The following is a 16,086-nucleotide window of genomic DNA, read 5'->3' as shown; positions in this document are numbered from 1 at the left end:
TGCGGCATCCCTGCTGCAGGACCGCCACCATGACTTCACCCGACTTCCCCCGCTACGCCGCCGTCGAACTGGGTTCCGGCAGTTTTCGCCTGCACGTCGGACGCATCGAGCACGGCGAATTGCTGCTGGAGGCGACGCTGGCCGAACCTGTCCGGCTGGCCGCCTCGTTCGATGAGGACGGCAGCCTGTGCGAGGCCGCGATGCGGCGCGCGCTGGCCTGCCTGCGCGAATTCGCCCTGGCCCTCGACGCCTGGCGCCCGCAGGCCGTGCGCGCGGTCGCCACCGCGGCGTTCGGCGCGGCCAACCCGATGGCGCGCAACGCGCAGCTCTTCCTGCCCGCCGCAGAAAGGGCGCTGCGGCGTCCGATCGAATGCATCAATGGCGACGAGGCCGGGCGCCTGGTCTATACCGGCGTGGCCAGCACGCTTGGCGATGGCGACGGCGGCCCCCGCCTGGTGCTGGACATCGGCAGCGCCTCGACCGAACTGGTGCTGGGACGGGGTTTGCAGGTCGAGCAGATCGAATCCTTCCCGGTCGGTGCGGTGCGCCAGAGCCTGAGCTTCTTTGCCGACGGCCGCATCGACGCCGCGTGCTTCGACGCCGCGGTGCGCTCCGGCCGCAGCCGCTTCGCCGGCAAGGCTCCCGGCGAGCGGCGCTGGCCGCTGGCCTGGGGCGCCTGCGGCACGGTGCGGGCCCTGGCCGAGATCGCGCTGGAGGATGGATTCGACGGCGGGCGCCTGACGCATGCCTGCCTGCGCGAGTTGCGCCGGCGCTTCGTCGACGCGGGCCACGTGGCGCGCATCCGCCTGGCCTGGCCGGCCGCCGCCCGCGCCCCGCACCTGGCCGGTGGCCTGGCGCTGCTGCTCGCGCTGGTGGAGGAATGCGCCATCGACGAGGTAGTGCCGGCCCAGGCCGGCCTGCGCGTGGGGGCTCTGTGGGACCTGCACCGGCGCGCCTTCGTGGCCACCCGTGCCGCCGCCACGCCTGGCGCCGCGCAGCCGCGCCCGCCCGCGCTTGCGCGCCTGGCCTGAGCCCGGCGCCGGCGTGTCGTTTTCCATTTCGACGACCACTTTTTGCTGTTGTTTGGAAACTTCTGGTGGCATACTTCTGTTGTTCAATTAACCATGCCGTATCCGGACTACTCATGCGCCGCTCCCTCTTCGCCGCCCTGGCCGCCGGCTGTGCGCTTGCCCATGCGGCGCCGGACCAGCGCATCACCCTGTGCTTCGAGCGCCAGGAAGTGCAGCCTTGGCGCACGCTGGATGGCGGCGGGCTGAATTTCGAGCTGCTGGCCGAAGTCGCCAGGCGAACCGGGGTCACCTTCGATTACCAGAGCATGCCGTGGAAGCGCTGCCTGGAGCAGCTCAAGTCGAACCAGGTGGGCGGGGCCTTTGCCGTGAGCCATAACCGCGAGCGCAAGTCGCTCGGCGCCTACCCCGGTGCCGGCGGCGCGGCCGGAGACGCGCAGGCCGACCCGAGCAAGCGCATGCATACCGATTCCTACCTGCTCGTGCGCCGCAAGGGCAGCCGGCTCGACTGGAACGGCAAGTCCTTCCTCAACCTCGACGGGCGCATCGGCTTCCAGCTCGGCTACTCGGTGGGCGACTTCCTGCGCGCACAAGGCGTGGCCGTGGACGAGGGCAGCCAGCGCTCGGACGAGCTGGCGCGCAAGCTGATCGCGGGGCGGCTGGCCGGCGCGGCCATGGGCGGCGGCGATGCGACCCGCCTGCTGCGCGGCCCGCTCGGCGCCCGCCTCGAGATCGCGCCGGTGCCGCTGATCGAAAAGCCGTACTACCTCGTACTATCGCATGCCTTCATGGCGAGCCGGCCGCAGCTGGCGGCGCGGCTGTGGGATGCGGTCGAGGAAGTGCGTACCAGCCCCGCCTACCGCAAGCGCGAGCGCGAACGCATGCAGCTGGGGGGCGGCTATTAGCCCTCGCCGCGTGCGCCTGGTGCCGCGCCGCCTCGTCGACAACTGGCGCCAGAACATCGTGTTCCGGCTCGGCGCCGGGATCGTGCTCGCCGTCGCGCTGTCCACCGGGGTGTTCACGACCTACACGCTGCACACGCTGCGCCTCGAGGCCGATGCGCGCCTGCAGGAGCGGGTCGAGCGCCAGGCCAGCGTGCTGGCGCACGCGCTGGCGCGTCCGCTGTTCGACATCAACAGCGCCGCCGTGTCCTCGGTGGTCGACGCGCTCGGCGCGACGCCCGACGTGCAGACCCTGCGCGTGCTGGCGCCGGACGGCACCCTGCTGGCGGCGCTCGGCCACGCCCCCGGGCGCGAGGACGGCGAAGCGGCGGTGCGCGTGCGCCGCCGCATCAGCTACAACGACGGCACCCGGGCCTATGCGGTCGGGGCCATCGAGCTGGCATTCTCGCGCGAGCAGGTCGACCGCGACCTGCAGCGCCAGATCGTGCATACGGCCGCGGCCAACATCCTGCTCACGCTGGCCATCGTCGGCTGCGTGTTCGTGGTCGGGCGCCGCATGTCGCAGCCCTTTGCCGACATCCAGGACGCGCTCGAAAAACTCGCGCGCGGCGAAACCGACATCCGCCTGTCGGGCATCGGCCGGCGCGACCAGGTCGGGCGCCTGTCGTCGGCGGTACGCAGCTTCCGCGATACCCTGAACCGCCTGCGCCAGGCCGAGCAGGTGACCAACGGCCTGTTGCGCGAGAAGAGCCGCATCGAGCAGCAGTTGCGCGAGCTCAACGAAGACCTGGAACAGAAGATCGCCGCCCGCACCGAGGAACTGACGCAGTCGAACCTGCGCGCCGAAGCCGCCAACGTCGCCAAGTCCGAGTTCCTGGCAAACATGAGCCACGAGATCCGCACGCCGATGAGCGCGATCATCGGCATGGCCTACCTGGCGCTGCGCACCGACCTCGATCCCAAGCAGCAGGACTACGTCGGCAAGATCCACCGCGCCGCGCTGTCGCTGCTGGGAATCATCAATGACATCCTCGACTTCTCCAAGATCGAGGCCGGCAAGCTCGAGGTCGAGCAGGTGCCGTTCTGCCTGGACGAAGTGCTGGGCAACGTCGCCAGCGTGACCAGCCAGCGCGCGGCCGACAAGCGCCTCGAGTACCTGTTCCACGTGCCGCACGTGGTGCCGCGCAAGCTGGTCGGCGACCCGTTGCGCCTCGGCCAGGTCCTCATCAACCTGGTCAACAACGCGGTCAAGTTCACGCCCAGTGGCGAGCTGCAGCTGTCGTGCATCCCGCTGAAAGGCACGCCGGCCGGCCGGGTGCGCCTGCGGTTCGCGGTGAGCGACACCGGCATCGGCATCGGCGAGGAACAGCAGGCCAAGCTGTTCCGCGCCTTCAGCCAGGCCAACGGTTCGACCACGCGCGAGTTCGGCGGCACCGGCCTGGGCCTGTCGATCTCGCAGCAGCTGGTAGGCCTGATGGGTGGGCGCATCGCGGTCGACAGTACGCCCGGCGCCGGCGCCACCTTCCATTTCGACCTCGACTTCGCGCTCTCGGGCGAAGCGGAGTCGACTCTGGTGGCGCCGCCCGAGCTGGCCGGGGCGCGCGTGCTGGTGGTGGACGACAGCGTACTGGCGCGCGCGGTGCTGCGCGAAGCGCTGGCCGCGTTGCCGCTGCGGGTGGAGTGCGCGTCCGATGCGCGCCATGCGCAGGGCGCGATCCATGCCGCCGACGCGGCCGGGGCGCCGTACGCGCTGGTGCTGACCGACTGCAGCATGCCGCGCATGGACGGCATCGAACTGGTGCGCCGCACCAAGGGCAGCCCGGAGCTGGGCAAGCCGCCGCTCACGGTCCTGATCACGCCCTTCGGTCGCGACGACGTGCAGGCGCGCGCCGAAGAGGCTGGCGTCGACGGCTTCCTGTTCAAGCCTTTCGTGCAGTCGGCGCTGTCGCAGTCGCTTTCCAAGCTGTTCGGCGCTGGGGCGCGCGACACCGGCGACGCCGGCGGCGCGCGCCCGTATTCCCACCATGCGCGCGTGCTGCTGGTCGAGGACAACCTGGTCAACCAGCAGATCGCGCGCGAACTGCTCGAGTCGCAGGGCATCGACGTCGACATCGCGTCCAACGGCCGGCAAGCGCTCGACAGGCTGTCCGAGGCCGGCCCGCACGCCTATCGCCTGGTGCTGATGGACCTCGAAATGCCGCAGCTCGACGGCCACGCCGCCACGGTGGAGCTGCGCCAGGACCCGCGCTTCGACGAGCTGCCGGTCATTGCGATGACGGCGCACGCGCTGGCCGAGATCCGCGAACGCTGCCTGAGCGAGGGGATGCAGGATTACATCACCAAGCCGGTCGATCCGGAAAAGCTGTACGCCACCCTGGCGCGCTGGCTCGGCAAGGCGCTGCCTCCGCGCAGCGCGCTGCCCGCGACCGCGCCTTTGGGGACGGAGCTGGCGCGGCTGGCGGGCCTGGGCGGCATCGACCCGGGCTTCGGGCTGCGCAATGTCGGCGGCAACGGCGGGCTGTACATCGAGCTGCTGGAGCGCTTCCGCATGTCGCAGCGCGACGCCGGCTGCAATATCCGCTCCGACCTCGACGCGGGCCGCCTGCGCGACGTCGCCAGCCGCGCGCACATGCTGCGCGGCGTGGGCGGCAACATCGGGGCGCGCGAGCTGCAGGCGCTGGCCCAGGAAATCGAGCATGAAGCGGGGCGCCCGACGCCTGACCTGGACAGCCTCGCGCGCAGCACCGCGGCGCTCGAACACGCGCTCGCCGGCCTGGTGGACGCGCTCGACCGCTACTTTGTTAACGCCGCAGCCGATGCCGCCGGAGCCGGGGCGGTCGCCGCCGCGCCGGAGCAGGCCCAGGACGCGGCTGCCGGCGCGGCCGCCCGGCTCGACGCCATGCTGGCCGAGTTCTCGGGCGAAGCCACCGATTATTTCGACAACGTGCGCGCCCCACTGGGGCGCCTGCTCGGCCCGGGCGCACTGGCGCGCCTGGAAGCGCACCTGTCGCGTTATGAATTCGAGGAAGCGCGCGCCGTGCTGGCCCACCACAGTGGCGGGACGGCCTCCATCGCGCAACACGGATGACTGGTGGCAGCGGCCGGACGTGGGCATGAAACCCGGCCGGCGTTCGCCTGACCGCGCGCCCTTGGCAGCATCACGCCATATCGACTATATTGTTTAGCTTGTTGAACGATGGAGTCGGTAATGCCCAGGAAGTCGCCTGCCGCGCCCGCGGCAGCCAAGGAAAGCACGCGCCCCAAGGCCGCGCCGGCCAGGACGGCGAAGGCAGTGCCTGCCAAGGCGGCAGCCCCCAGGACGGCAGCACCCAAGACGGCAGCCGCCAGGACGGTGCCGTCCAGAGCCGCGGCGAGCCATGCCGCGGCAGCGAAGACCGCGCCGGCCAAGCCCAAGGCGGCAGCGAAAGGCGCGGGCGTCGGGAGCGCGGCAAAAACCGCGGCAAAAACCGCGACAAAGTCCGCAGCAGGCGCCGCAGCGGCTGCCAAGGCGCTCGCGGCGCCGGCGCCGAAACGCGCCGCCCGCAAGGGCGCAGCCGGTTCGGGAAAGAAGGCGGGACAGGATGCGCTGCAAAACGCGCTGCAGGATGCAGCGCGCAAGGCCCTGCAACAAGCTGCTTCCGCCGTGCGCCCCGTCCTGGTGCGCGACAGTTTCACCATGCCCGAGCAGGAGTACGCGGTGTTGGCCGAGGTGAAGCAGGCCTGCCTGCGCGCCGGCATCGAGGTCAAGAAGAGCGAACTGCTGCGGATCGGCGTCGCCCTGCTGGGCCAAGTCGACATCGCCACCCTGAAGGCCGTGCTGGCGGCACTGCCCCAGCTCAAGACCGGGCGCCCTCCGGCGGTGGCGCCCGACTGAGCGCCCGTCTGCTCGTGGCCCGGGGCGGCGCGCGGCATCGCACTGCCGTCGAAGCGCCGCAGGAACCTAGTGGATCGAGGCGCTGGTCAGCTCCTTCAGTTCCCGGATCGGGATATTCGATTTCTCGTGCATGCGCAGCAGTATCGTCGCACCGACATTGAGCTTGCGGTGTCGGATCTTGCTGATGATGGGCGGCTGCACCTCGAGCACGCGGCATAGCTCCGCATCATTCTTCAGTTGCATGCGCTCGATCAGGGTATCGAGCAGCTTGTTGGGCACGAAGCTCGACGGTTCCAGGGCACGGGCCCGGTGCATCGCGGCGAGCATTTCCTGTTTTTTCTGTCGTACGCTCATGTTGGTTCTCCAAGATTGAAAACATGGGTTCGGGACAGATCGACTGTTTTGGAAAGCCCTGCCTGTTGTGGTCAATAACGGATGGCGGCGGGTCGTTGTGATATTACTACGATTGTGTCACGCACGATTCACGAACTGGACGCAAAAAGGTCTTTATCTGCGTCTTTCTTCTTGGAACTTACGCTAATTTCAATCCGGAACGCGTCAGGAGCAGGACCTGGTCGGCCATGGCGGCCGCCGCGCGCGAGTGGGTGACCATGATGGCGCCGGCGCCGCTCGAGCGGGTTTCGCGGCGCAGGAGGGTGAGGATGCCCTCGGCCGTCTCGGGGTCGAGGTTGCCGGTCGGTTCATCCGCCAGCAGCAGGGCGGGACGGTGGACCAGGGCGCGCGCAATGGCCACGCGCTGCAGTTCGCCGCCCGAGAGCTGGCGCGGGAAGTCGTCGCCGCGTCCCTGCAGCCCGACCGCGGCCAGCATCTCGTCGGCGCGCGCATCGGGCGCGCGGTTCAGCAGCAGCGGCAGCGCCACGTTCTGGCGCAGCGTCAGGTGCGGCAGCACGTGGAAGGCCTGGAAGATGAAACCCATGCGGGTACGGCGCAGGCGCGTGGCCGCGTCGTCGTCGAGCGCGGCCATCGGCGTGCCGTCGACGACCACCTGGCCAGCGTCGGGCGCATCCAGGCCCGCGATGATGTTCAGCAGCGTGGACTTGCCCACCCCGGATTCGCCCATGATGGCGACGAATTCGCCGGCGCGGAAAGTGTGGGAGAGCCGGTCCAGCACCGATCGGCCGCCGTAGGACTTGGTGAGGTTGTCGAGGACGAGCATGGTTTCCTTCCGGATCAGTGGGGCTTGCCGGCTCAGCGGGTGAGCGCGCGGCGCAGGGCAAAGCTGAGCGCATCGACCAGCGCCACCAGCAGCAGCATCGCGATCACCACGGTGGCCGCGCTCTGCATCTGGAACAGCGACAGGTGGTACTTGAGCATCTGGCCCAGGCCGCCGGCCCCGACCACGCCCAGCACGGCGGCCGCGCGGATGTTGTTCTCCCAGCGGTACAGCGTATACGACAGCATCTGGGGCAGCGCCTGGGGCAGGGTCGCGTAGAGGAAAGCGGCCAGCGGCGCCGCGCCGTTGGTGCGCAGCGTGGCCTCGGCCAGCGGTTCGACGTTCTCGAGCGCGTCGGCGAACAGGCGTCCCAGGACGCCGGTGGTATGGGCGGCCAGCGCCAGCGTGCCGGCAAACGGGCCGAGGCCCGCCGCCACCAGCAGCAGCGCCGCCCACACCAGTTCCGGGATCGAGCGCAGCACGTTGAGTAGGGCGCGCGCCGGCGGGCGCATGGCGGCGCCGAGGCGGCCGGCCGCAGGCAGGGCCAGCGCCAGGCCGCCGGCTGCGGCCAGCAGCGTTCCGACCGCCGACATCGCGAGCGTTTCCAGCAGTGCGGCGGCGCACTTGCGCAGGAACGCGGGACTGGTCTCGGGCGGTGCAAAGCCGCTCAGGAACTCGGCGGCCGAGCCGAGCGCTTCCGGCGCCAGGAAGGCCGACCACTGCAGCGGTAGCGAGGCGAAGCTGGCGACGACGAGCAGCGCGAGCGCTGCCAGCAGGAGCAGCGTGCCGTACGAGCGCGGCGGTGGCGGCGGCATCATCCCAGCCTCCTGCGCAGCAGTTTCGAGACCAGGTCGGCGCACGCGACCAGCAGTACGAACAGGATCAGCATGGTCGCCACTTCGCCGCCCGCCATCATCTTGGTGGATTCGTCCATGCGCTGGCCCAGGCCGCCGGCGCCCACGAAGCCCATCACCGCCGAGCCGCGGATCGCGCACTCCCAGCGGTACACGGTGTACGACACCAGTTCGGCCGAGGACTCGGGCAGGGCGCCGTACAGCAGCGCCGGAAGGCGACCGCTGCCGTTGGCCAGCAGCGCGTCGGTGGCGCCGCCGTCGGACGATTCGAGGATCTCGGCATAGACCTTGGCCAGCATGCCGCAGTAGGCCAGGGCGATGGCCAGCACGCCGGCGGTCGGCCCGAGACCGGCGATGCGCACGAACAGCAGCGCCCACACCAGTTCCGGCACGCTGCGCAGCAGCACCAGCACCCAGCGCAGCAGCTGGCGCACCAGCGCCGCCAGCGGCCGGGTGCGGCCCGTGCCCAGGCGCGAGACGGACAGCCGCTCGGTGATGACGAGGGTGGCCGGAATCGCGCCGACCAGGGCCAGCGTGAGCCCGGCGGTGGCGATGGCGACGGTCTGCCAGGTGTCGCGCAGCACCATGGCCAGGAACTCGCCCGAATGCGCGGGGCGCAGGAAGTCGGACAGGAACATGCCGGCTGCCGCCAGGCTTTGCGGGTCGAACAGGAGCCAGGGCTTGAACTCGCTGGCGGCGAGCATCGGCCACAGCAGCAGCAGGCCGACCAGCGCGGCGGTGACGCGGCCGCGCCAGGCCGGATCCGGATGGCGCGCTTGCGTGTTCGCCCGTGTCATCAGAAGCAGGCGCCGACCGCGATCCGGTCTGGCGACTCGTGCGGGTGGAATGGTGCCGGCTGGACGTGCTCGTTCTCGTAGAGGGCGGCGATCATGGCGTCGCTCACCGCTTCGCGCGGCGCGTCGAACACGATGCGGCCGTCGCGCAGGCCGACCAGGCGCGGGAAATGCGCGCGCGCCATCTCGACCTGGTGCAGGCTGCACACCAGCGTGGCCTTGCGGGCGGCCGCTTCCTGCTGGAGCGCGGCGAGGGTGTGGCGCGCCAGCGACGGGTCGAGCGCGGAAATGGGTTCGTCGACCAGCAGGGCTTCGGCGCTCGACAGCAGCAGGCGGGCCAGCCCGCAGCGCTGGCGCTCGCCGCCGGAGAGCCGGTCGACACGCGCATACAGCTTGTCGCCCAGGCCGAAGCGCGCCAGCGCGGCATGCGCCGCGCCAGGGTCGCTCGGGCGCAGCAGCGAGGCGAGCGCCTGCCACAGGCTCCACTGCGGCAGGCGGGCGGCCAGGACCGCCGTCACCACCCGCTGGCGCGGCGGCAGCGGCGGGGTTTGCGGGGCCAGGAACAGGCGCGCGCGCAGGCGGTGGCGCGCGGCCTGCGGCAGCGACCATGGGTCCTGGCCGAAGACCGCCAGCCGGCCGGAGGCCGGCCGGTGCGCGCAGGCCAGGGTGGCGAGCAGGGTGGTCTTGCCGGCGCCCGAAGGGCCGATCAGGGCCAGCTGCTCGCCCGGTTCGACAAGCAGGTCGAGCGCGTGCAGGGCGGGCGGCGTTGCGGCCGCCGCCGCCAGGTGGCGTACCGTGAGATTGTCGAGCCGGAAGGTCATGCAGCGCCAGGCATCCTTACTTCAGCAGGCCCGCATCGCGCGCCGCCGCTTCGATCGCCGAGTAGTTCGAGGTCCTGGTCGGGATGAACTTCGTGGCGCGCTGCAGGTCGAGGATGGCCTTGCCTTCGGGGGTGGAGGCGTCGAGCGCCAGGAAAGCGTCCGTGATCTTCTTCTTCAGCGCCGGGTCCATGCTGCTGTGTACCGTCCAGTTGTAGTCGTAGTAGCCGGGGGTGGTGTAGAACACGCGCACCGCCTGCGGGTCGACCCGCTTCGCTTCGACCAGCTTTTCCCAGACCGAGATGTTGAGCGCGCCAGCGTCGACCTTGCCGCCCGCTACCGCCGCGACGGTGGCGTCATGCGCGCCCGAGAACGAGACCCGCTTCAGGTCGGTGTCCGGGTTGACCTTGGCGCCCAGCAGGAACGAGCGCGGCATCAGGTGGCCCGAAGTCGACGATTCGGAACCGAAGGACAGGGTCTTGCCCTTGAGGTCGGCCAGTTTGACGATGTCCGGCTTGGTGGTGATGAACACCGACTGGAACTTCTCGTCTTCCGCGCGCTGCACCAGCGGCGTGACCTGGCCCTTGCTGCGCACGTTGGCCTGCACGAAGGTGAAGCCGCCGAACCAGACCATGTCGAGCTTGCGGTTGACCAGGCCTTCGACCGATGCGGCGTAATCCGTGACCGGGGTGAACTCGACCTTCAGGCCGGTGGCCTTGGCCAGGTATTCGCCCAGCGGCTTGAACTTGCGCTGCAGTTCGGTCGGCGCTTCGTCGGGAATGGCCGAGACGCGCAGGACGCCTCCCTGCTGGGCATGGGCGGCGCCGGCGGCGGCCAGCAGGCCGGCAGCGGCAGTCGCAGTGATCAATGTTTTCAGGACACGCATTGGCGAGAACAGGGTCATCGTCTGGTTTCTTGTTAAAGGTTGGAAAACGGGGAGGGTGGGCAGGGCGGCACGCTTGAACTGCTGGCGGATGCGGCGAAAAACCGGATTCCGCTATGATAGCAAAAACAGCAACTTCTGATGCGGCGAACCTGTATGCCATGGCGCATGGTGCGGTGTGGCGGATCGAATGATAGCGCTTATGCTCACCTCCTGCACGCCGGACACCCTGCCCGATTCGGGGCCACACTCCGCCAACGCCCACATGGCGGACGAACTGCACGCCGGCCTCGAGGCGGCCGAGGCATGGATTGCGCCAAAATTCCTCTACGACACGCTCGGCTCGACGCTGTTCGAAGCCATCTGCGAACTGCCCGAGTACTATCCCACCCGCACGGAAGCGGCGATCTTCGAACACCATGGCGCGGAGATCGCGCGCGCGGCCGGCAGCGGCGCCACCCTGGTCGACCTGGGCGCAGGCAACTGCGCCAAGGCCGCCGCGCTGTTTCCGCTGCTCAGGCCAAAGCAGTATGTGGCGGTCGACATCTCCACCGATTTCATGTGCGATGCGCTCGTGCGCCTGCGCCAGCGCTTTCCGCACATCGACATGCGGGCCGTCGGCATGGATTTCTCGTCCGGTTTCGCGCTGCCGGCCGACGTGCGCGCCGCGCGCCGCCTGTTCTTCTATCCGGGCTCCTCGATCGGCAATTTCAGCCCTGAAGAGGCGCAGGATTTCCTGCGCCGCCTGCGCGCCGGATGCGGCGACGACGGCGGGGTGCTGCTCGGCGTCGACCTGGCCAAGGACAAGGCCACGCTCGATGCCGCCTACGACGACGCGCTCGGCGTCACGGCCGCCTTCAACCTCAATGTGCTGCGCCATGTGAACCGGCTGGTCGGCGCCGACTTCGACGTGCGTGGCTGGCGCCACCGCGGCTTCTACAACGAAGCGCGCGGGCGCGTCGAGATGCACCTCGAGGCGCTGCGCATCCAGGAAGTGCGCTGGCGCGGGGGAGCACGCGTGTTCCAGGCCGGAGAGCGCATCCACACCGAGAACAGCTACAAGTACCAGCAGGCCGACGCCATCGCGCTGCTGGAACGGGCCGGGTTCGAGGCGACCCACGTGTGGACCGATCCCCGGCACTGGTTCGCGGTGATCCATGCACGAGCCCACGCACGCAGCCTGCCGAGAGCGGTCCACTGATGGGCTTCCAGCAGCGCGAAGACATCCAGCACGCCTACCAGAGGGTGCGCGCCCGCTCGCTCGAGATCGCGGCGCCCCTGTCGGCCGAGGATTGCTGCGCCCAGTCGATGCCGGACGCGAGCCCGGCCAAGTGGCACCTGGCGCACACGACCTGGTTCTTCGAGACCTTCATCCTCGAACCGCATGAGCCCGGTTTTGCCCCCTTCCATTGCGCGTACCGGGTGCTGTTCAATTCCTATTACAACGGCGTCGGCGCCAGGCATCCGCGCCCGCAGCGCGGCCTGCTCACGCGCCCCTCGCTCGACGAGGTGCGCGCCTATCGGCTGGACGTGGACAGGCGCATGGCGCAACTGCTGGCGGGCAGCGCCGACCCGGCCGTCGCGGCGCTGGTGGAACTCGGCCTGCAGCACGAACAACAGCACCAGGAGCTGATGCTGACCGACGTCAAGCACCTGCTGGCCCAGAATCCCCTGTATCCCGCCTACACGCCGCAGGAAATGGAAGCGGGGGCGGCGCCCGGGTCCCTGTCCTGGATCGCGTTCGACGGCGGGCTGGCCGAAATCGGCTACGGCGGCTCGGGTTTCTGTTTCGACAATGAGCTGCCGCGCCACTGGACCTACGTTGCCCCCTTCGAACTGGCTTCGCGCCTCGTGACCAACGCCGAATACCTCGAATTCATCGAGGCCGGCGGCTACCGCGACCCGGCGCTATGGCTGGCCGAAGGATGGGACCGCGTCTGCGCCGGCGAGATCCCGCACCCGCTGTACTGGATCGACCGGCAGGACGGCTGGCACGAGTTCACGCTGCACGGCGTGCAGCCGCTCGATTCCGCCCGCCCCGTCACCCACGTCTCGTTGTACGAAGCCGACGCCTACGCGCGCTGGCGCGCGAGGAACGAGTCCGGCGTGCGCCTGCCGACCGAAGCGGAATGGGAGTTCGCCGCGCGCCAGGCCGCCCTGGCCGCGGGGGGATTGCACCCGCCGGCCGCCAACGGTGACGGCCTGCTGCAGATGTTCGGCGCCTGCTGGCAGTGGACCAGCAGCAGTTATGCGCCCTATCCCGGTTATGCGCCGGCGCCGGGCGCGGTCGGCGAGTACAACGGCAAGTTCATGGTCAACCAGTACGTGCTGCGCGGCTCCTCGTGCGCCACGCCCGACGGGCATGCGCGCGCCAGCTACCGTAATTTCTTCCCGGCCGGGGCGCGCTGGCAGTTCACCGGGATCAGGCTGGCGCGATGAGCCGGCGCCGGACGTGGCGCGCGCGCCTCCTGGACCAGCGCGCCAACGCCTGGATCCTGAAGCACCCGCTGGCTTTCGCCCTGCAGGTGGTCCGGGGCTTCCGCGCCAACCAGGGTTTGCTGCTGGCCGGCGCCGTCGCCTACTACGCGCTGCTGTCGATCGTGCCCTTCCTGATGCTGGTGGTGGTGGCGCTGTCGCACTTCCTCGACCAGGCCGAGCTGCTCGAGACGCTGCAACGCTACCTGGAACTGCTGGTGCCGAGCCAGTCGCAGTCGATCGTCACCGAGGTCGCGAACTTCCTCGACAACCGCGACCTGATCACCTGGGTGCTGGCAGGGACGATGCTGTTCTTCAGCTCCCTCGCCTTTACCGTGCTGGAAAACGCGATGAGCGTGATCTTCATCCACCGGGTGGCGGTCAGGCGCCGGCATTTCCTGGTGTCGGCGCTGCTCCCGTACTGCTACATCCTGGCGCTGGGCTTCGGCGTCATGATCGTGACGCTGGTGGCCGGCACGCTCGAGGTGCTGGGCAAGGAGAGCCTCTGGCTGTTCGGCTACCGGTGGTCGCTCGGCGGCGTGTCCGGCGTGCTGCTGTACCTGCTCGGCCTGCTGGGCGAGATCCTGGTGCTGACTTCGATCTACCTGGTGATGCCGGTAGGCAGGTTGTCACTGTGGCATGCATCGATCGGCGGCGTGACCGCGGCGCTGCTGTGGGAGATCGCACGCCATGTGCTGGTGTGGTACTTCTCCACCCTGTCGCAGGTCAACGTCGTATACGGCTCGATGACCACCGCCATCGTCGTCATGTTCAGCCTCGAGATCGCCGCCACCTTGCTGCTGCTTGGTGCGCAGGTGATCGCGGAATACGAGCGGGTGGGGCAGGGGCAGGCCAACCGGCCGCCCGAGCCGATGCACACCGTACCACCGGCCTGACACTTCCGGCGGCCAGCCGGCTTGGGTCGCGACGGGTTGCGATTAGTCAATTTATTTGCTTCAGGCAGTGGCAAAGTAGGGTCTTGCGCCGGTACGTTGGGACAAGTCAATCGGGCGCAACAGAAACCTTATCGGGAGATGCCATGAGCCAAACTGTCGCCTTTGTTCTTCCGCTGCCGGTCGCCTTTGCGCTGGTCGTGCTGCTGGTGGTCCTGGTGATGCTGAGCGCGGTGGCGCTGTCGCTGCGCAAGCCGCCGCCGCTGCGCGAGCCCGCGCGCGGCGAGCTGCGCGAGGAGGCCGATGCTGCGACCTTCCGCCTCGGCCGCCTGGAGATCGACGGCATCGCCGACCTGTCGAGCCCACAGCGCCGCGCGCGCTGATCCGGGAGCGCCCCTGTCATGTCGATCAAGCTGGGTGGACTCATTGCCGGCATCAAGCGGGCCGTCGTCGACGCGCACCGCAGCATCGCCGAGCAGCACATGGAGGAGCTGGCGCAGTACTTCGTGCCGGCGGAAGGGCAGCCGGCGGACCTGCAGTTCCCCGATGGCCAGTGGGCAGCGCGCAGCGTCGTCATGCAGGTGCCGCACGAAGCCAGCCGCGACGGCAAGGTCGTGATGGACCAGCGCGAGGTCCACGTGCCCCTGATCACGCTGCTGCCGCTGCGCAGCCACGCAATCGAGCGCTTCGAGCTCCTGACCACCCTCGACTTCGCACTGGCGCCACCGCTGGAGGACAGCGTCGCGCGCGGCGAAGCCGACCTGCCGCCCGAGATCGTCGTCAACCTGGGGCACCGCGGTCCCCACAGCGCCGAAGTCAAGATCGTGGTGCACGCGAACGACCTGCCGCCGGGCTATGCGCGCCTGGTCGGCGCCTACGAAAAAGTCCTCAACGCGCAGTTGCCCACCTAGGGCGGCGCGCGCCCTCATGGGACGGCGCCGGAAGGCCCGTCCCGCAATCACACCATCAAGGAGAAAGACATGGCAGACAGCATCGACGGCGGCCTGGTGAGCATGGCCCAGCAGTTTTCCGGCTTGCCGATGGACTCGCTGATCGGAGGCCCGCTGCAGGCCGCAGCCAACGCCCAGCAGGGCCTGGCGATGACGCAGACCCAGTACATCCTGAACACCGGTTTCAACCAGGTCAAGGACGACAAGGGGCAGATCACCTATACGCCGATCACCGCCAGCATCGCCATGGGCCAGAGCCAGCCGGTGATCGACGCCAACGGCAATGTCTCGACGGCCGATTCGCACCTGAGCGTGGACTTCCCGATCATCACGATGGTCCCGATCCCGTCGCTGGCCGTGACCTCGGTGGACGTCACGTTCGACATGGAGGTCAAGTCGAGCTACAGCCACGACACCAGCTCCGAATCGTCCTCGAAGACGAATGAACAGGGCTCGTTCGACGCCAAGGCCGGGTGGGGCTGCTTCTCGGTCGAGGTCAAGGGTTCGGTGTCGCACGACTCCTCGCAGTCGAACTCCGACAAGCAGAGCTATCAGAAGAGCAACGACGCCCGGTACCACGTCGAAGTGAAGGCCGAGCAGCAGCCGATCCCGGAGGGCATCAAGATGCTGCTCAAGATGTTCGGCGACAACATGACCATGAAGCCGATCACGGTCAATTCGGCGCAACCGCAGCCGCAGCCCATCCCGGCGCCGCACGCGTAAGCGCCGGCAGCGCGCGCGGGCGGTCTTCACGATAAGCACGTCGTCAGAAGAGGGGAGAAAACATGGCCGAGATCACCAGTCCGGGCTTCGACACCGCGTTGCAGATGACGCGCCACGCGGCGGCGCTGCGCCAGCAAGGCTACGATTTCGTGATGCGCTACTACAGCCACAACGCGGCCAAGAACCTGACGCCGGAGGAGGCGCGCGCGCTGGCGGCGGCCGGGCTGCGCCTGGGCGCGGTCTGGGAGAGCGCCGGCACGCACACCGGCTTCTTCAGCGGCGCCCAGGGCCGCTCCGACGGCACCGCCGCGCTGTCCCTGGCCCGCGCCGTGGGCCAACCGGCCGGCTCGGCAATCTACTTCGCGGTCGACTTCGATCCCTCGCAGGCCGACATCGACGGCCCGGTGGCCGACTACTTTGCCGGGGTCGCGGCCGCGCTCGGCAGCGCCTATCGCATCGGGGTCTACGGCTCCGGCCTGTGCTGCGGCAGCCTGCTCGACCGCGCCCAGGCCGACTGCTGCTGGCTGTCGCAGTCGACCGGTTTCGCGGGCTCGAAGGCGTTCGCGCAGGCGCGGCGCTACGACCTGATCCAGGCGCTGCCGAAACGCATCGTGCTGGACGGCTGCACCCTCGACATCGATCCGGACAGCACCAACCCGGCGGGCAACCCGGGGCTGTTCCGGCCGGGAGAACCGGGGTGACGCGACGCCGGGGGCCG

General features: G+C 69.4%; 17 protein-coding genes. 11 read left to right on the top strand and 6 right to left on the bottom strand.

The genetic code is table 11. The features are described from left to right. Positions 1-29 precede the first annotated feature (29 nt). The 4 genes from ACFFJK_RS11520 (at position 30) to ACFFJK_RS11505 (ending at position 5,804) form a co-directional block, all read left to right on the top strand. Positions 30-1,031, top strand: a complete 1,002-nt coding sequence (locus tag ACFFJK_RS11520) for a Ppx/GppA phosphatase family protein (RefSeq protein WP_379679277.1) — start codon at positions 30-32, stop codon at positions 1,029-1,031. Between the two features lie 113 nt (positions 1,032-1,144). Further along, positions 1,145-1,933: a substrate-binding periplasmic protein gene (locus tag ACFFJK_RS11515; RefSeq protein ID WP_379679275.1), complete on the top strand. Its 789-nt coding sequence runs from the start codon at positions 1,145-1,147 to the stop codon at positions 1,931-1,933. Positions 1,934-1,952: 19 nt separating this feature from the next. Continuing rightward, positions 1,953-5,018 (top strand): response regulator, encoded by a 3,066-nt coding sequence (locus tag ACFFJK_RS11510; RefSeq protein ID WP_379679273.1) that lies wholly within the window; start codon positions 1,953-1,955, stop codon positions 5,016-5,018. 120 nt (positions 5,019-5,138) lie between these two features. Then, on the top strand, positions 5,139-5,804 hold the full coding sequence (locus ACFFJK_RS11505; protein WP_379679271.1) for a hypothetical protein: 666 nt from the start codon (positions 5,139-5,141) through the stop codon (positions 5,802-5,804). Between the two features lie 66 nt (positions 5,805-5,870). On the opposite strand, the gene ACFFJK_RS11500 is transcribed toward ACFFJK_RS11505, so the two are convergent. The 6 genes from ACFFJK_RS11500 to ACFFJK_RS11475 all read right to left on the bottom strand — a co-directional run bounded on the left by ACFFJK_RS11500 (position 5,871) and on the right by ACFFJK_RS11475 (position 10,348). After that, positions 5,871-6,158, bottom strand: a complete 288-nt coding sequence (locus tag ACFFJK_RS11500; protein WP_036211798.1) for a hypothetical protein — start codon at positions 6,156-6,158, stop codon at positions 5,871-5,873. Positions 6,159-6,336: 178 nt separating this feature from the next. Further along, positions 6,337-6,981 carry an ABC transporter ATP-binding protein gene (locus ACFFJK_RS11495; RefSeq protein WP_379679269.1) on the bottom strand — a complete coding sequence of 215 codons (645 nt, stop codon included), beginning with the start codon at positions 6,979-6,981 and terminating at the stop codon, positions 6,337-6,339. Between the two features lie 32 nt (positions 6,982-7,013). Continuing rightward, a complete protein-coding gene (phnE, locus tag ACFFJK_RS11490) occupies positions 7,014-7,793 on the bottom strand; it encodes a phosphonate ABC transporter, permease protein PhnE (protein ID WP_379679661.1) in 780 nt (259 codons plus the stop codon). After that, a complete protein-coding gene (locus ACFFJK_RS11485) occupies positions 7,793-8,629 on the bottom strand; it encodes a PhnE/PtxC family ABC transporter permease (protein WP_379679267.1) in 837 nt (278 codons plus the stop codon). Before ACFFJK_RS11485 ends, phnE begins: the two co-directional genes overlap by 1 nt. Continuing rightward, positions 8,629-9,447, bottom strand: a complete 819-nt coding sequence (locus ACFFJK_RS11480; RefSeq protein ID WP_379679265.1) for a phosphonate ABC transporter ATP-binding protein — start codon at positions 9,445-9,447, stop codon at positions 8,629-8,631. The genes ACFFJK_RS11485 and ACFFJK_RS11480 overlap by 1 nt, the downstream gene beginning before the upstream one ends. 16 nt (positions 9,448-9,463) lie before the next feature. Further along, complete coding sequence (locus tag ACFFJK_RS11475; protein WP_379679264.1) at positions 9,464-10,348, bottom strand: putative selenate ABC transporter substrate-binding protein; 885 nt, start codon at positions 10,346-10,348, stop codon at positions 9,464-9,466. 181 nt (positions 10,349-10,529) lie between these two features. Between ACFFJK_RS11475 and egtD the strand changes: the two genes are divergently transcribed. The 7 genes from egtD to ACFFJK_RS11440 all read left to right on the top strand — a co-directional run bounded on the left by egtD (position 10,530) and on the right by ACFFJK_RS11440 (position 16,069). Further along, positions 10,530-11,528 (top strand): L-histidine N(alpha)-methyltransferase, encoded by a 999-nt coding sequence (egtD, locus tag ACFFJK_RS11470; protein ID WP_379679263.1) that lies wholly within the window; start codon positions 10,530-10,532, stop codon positions 11,526-11,528. Beyond that, positions 11,528-12,766, top strand: coding sequence for an ergothioneine biosynthesis protein EgtB (gene egtB / locus ACFFJK_RS11465; protein WP_379679262.1), 1,239 nt, complete (start codon positions 11,528-11,530; stop codon positions 12,764-12,766). The genes egtD and egtB overlap by 1 nt, the downstream gene beginning before the upstream one ends. Next, complete coding sequence (locus tag ACFFJK_RS11460; protein ID WP_379679261.1) at positions 12,763-13,698, top strand: YihY/virulence factor BrkB family protein; 936 nt, start codon at positions 12,763-12,765, stop codon at positions 13,696-13,698. Before egtB ends, ACFFJK_RS11460 begins: the two co-directional genes overlap by 4 nt. 143 nt (positions 13,699-13,841) lie before the next feature. Further along, complete coding sequence (locus ACFFJK_RS11455) at positions 13,842-14,078, top strand: hypothetical protein (protein WP_379679260.1); 237 nt, start codon at positions 13,842-13,844, stop codon at positions 14,076-14,078. 18 nt (positions 14,079-14,096) lie between these two features. Continuing rightward, the gene (locus tag ACFFJK_RS11450) at positions 14,097-14,606 is read left to right on the top strand and encodes a DUF2589 domain-containing protein (protein WP_379679259.1); all 510 of its coding nucleotides are present in this window, start codon (positions 14,097-14,099) and stop codon (positions 14,604-14,606) included. A 69-nt stretch (positions 14,607-14,675) separates the two neighbouring features. Beyond that, a complete protein-coding gene (locus ACFFJK_RS11445) occupies positions 14,676-15,368 on the top strand; it encodes a DUF2589 domain-containing protein (RefSeq protein WP_379679258.1) in 693 nt (230 codons plus the stop codon). Positions 15,369-15,430: 62 nt separating this feature from the next. Continuing rightward, positions 15,431-16,069: a DUF1906 domain-containing protein gene (locus ACFFJK_RS11440; RefSeq protein WP_379679257.1), complete on the top strand. Its 639-nt coding sequence runs from the start codon at positions 15,431-15,433 to the stop codon at positions 16,067-16,069. Positions 16,070-16,086: the final 17 nt, after the last annotated feature.

It is taken from the genome of Massilia consociata (assembly GCF_042432755.1).
Lineage (GTDB): Bacteria > Pseudomonadota > Gammaproteobacteria > Burkholderiales > Burkholderiaceae_D > Telluria > Telluria consociata.
Note: the sequence above shows the minus strand (reverse complement) of the source record. Positions and strands in the feature narration are given on the sequence as shown.

What these genes read in the sequence shown, in the direction of transcription:
- ACFFJK_RS11520 (WP_379679277.1), top strand. Translation starts at nt 30, where the DNA reads ATGACTTCACCCGACTTCCCCCGCTACGCCGCCGTCGAACTGGGTTCC.
- ACFFJK_RS11515 (WP_379679275.1), top strand. Translation starts at nt 1,145, where the DNA reads ATGCGCCGCTCCCTCTTCGCCGCCCTGGCCGCCGGCTGTGCGCTTGCC.
- ACFFJK_RS11505 (WP_379679271.1), top strand. Translation starts at nt 5,139, where the DNA reads ATGCCCAGGAAGTCGCCTGCCGCGCCCGCGGCAGCCAAGGAAAGCACG.
- ACFFJK_RS11500 (WP_036211798.1), bottom strand. Translation starts at nt 6,158, where the DNA reads ATGAGCGTACGACAGAAAAAACAGGAAATGCTCGCCGCGATGCACCGG.
- ACFFJK_RS11495 (WP_379679269.1), bottom strand. Translation starts at nt 6,981, where the DNA reads ATGCTCGTCCTCGACAACCTCACCAAGTCCTACGGCGGCCGATCGGTG.
- phnE (WP_379679661.1), bottom strand. Translation starts at nt 7,793, where the DNA reads ATGCCGCCGCCACCGCCGCGCTCGTACGGCACGCTGCTCCTGCTGGCA.
- ACFFJK_RS11485 (WP_379679267.1), bottom strand. Translation starts at nt 8,629, where the DNA reads ATGACACGGGCGAACACGCAAGCGCGCCATCCGGATCCGGCCTGGCGC.
- ACFFJK_RS11480 (WP_379679265.1), bottom strand. Translation starts at nt 9,447, where the DNA reads ATGACCTTCCGGCTCGACAATCTCACGGTACGCCACCTGGCGGCGGCG.
- ACFFJK_RS11475 (WP_379679264.1), bottom strand. Translation starts at nt 10,348, where the DNA reads ATGACCCTGTTCTCGCCAATGCGTGTCCTGAAAACATTGATCACTGCG.
- egtD (WP_379679263.1), top strand. Translation starts at nt 10,530, where the DNA reads ATGCTCACCTCCTGCACGCCGGACACCCTGCCCGATTCGGGGCCACAC.
- egtB (WP_379679262.1), top strand. Translation starts at nt 11,528, where the DNA reads ATGGGCTTCCAGCAGCGCGAAGACATCCAGCACGCCTACCAGAGGGTG.
- ACFFJK_RS11460 (WP_379679261.1), top strand. Translation starts at nt 12,763, where the DNA reads ATGAGCCGGCGCCGGACGTGGCGCGCGCGCCTCCTGGACCAGCGCGCC.
- ACFFJK_RS11455 (WP_379679260.1), top strand. Translation starts at nt 13,842, where the DNA reads ATGAGCCAAACTGTCGCCTTTGTTCTTCCGCTGCCGGTCGCCTTTGCG.
- ACFFJK_RS11450 (WP_379679259.1), top strand. Translation starts at nt 14,097, where the DNA reads ATGTCGATCAAGCTGGGTGGACTCATTGCCGGCATCAAGCGGGCCGTC.
- ACFFJK_RS11445 (WP_379679258.1), top strand. Translation starts at nt 14,676, where the DNA reads ATGGCAGACAGCATCGACGGCGGCCTGGTGAGCATGGCCCAGCAGTTT.
- ACFFJK_RS11440 (WP_379679257.1), top strand. Translation starts at nt 15,431, where the DNA reads ATGGCCGAGATCACCAGTCCGGGCTTCGACACCGCGTTGCAGATGACG.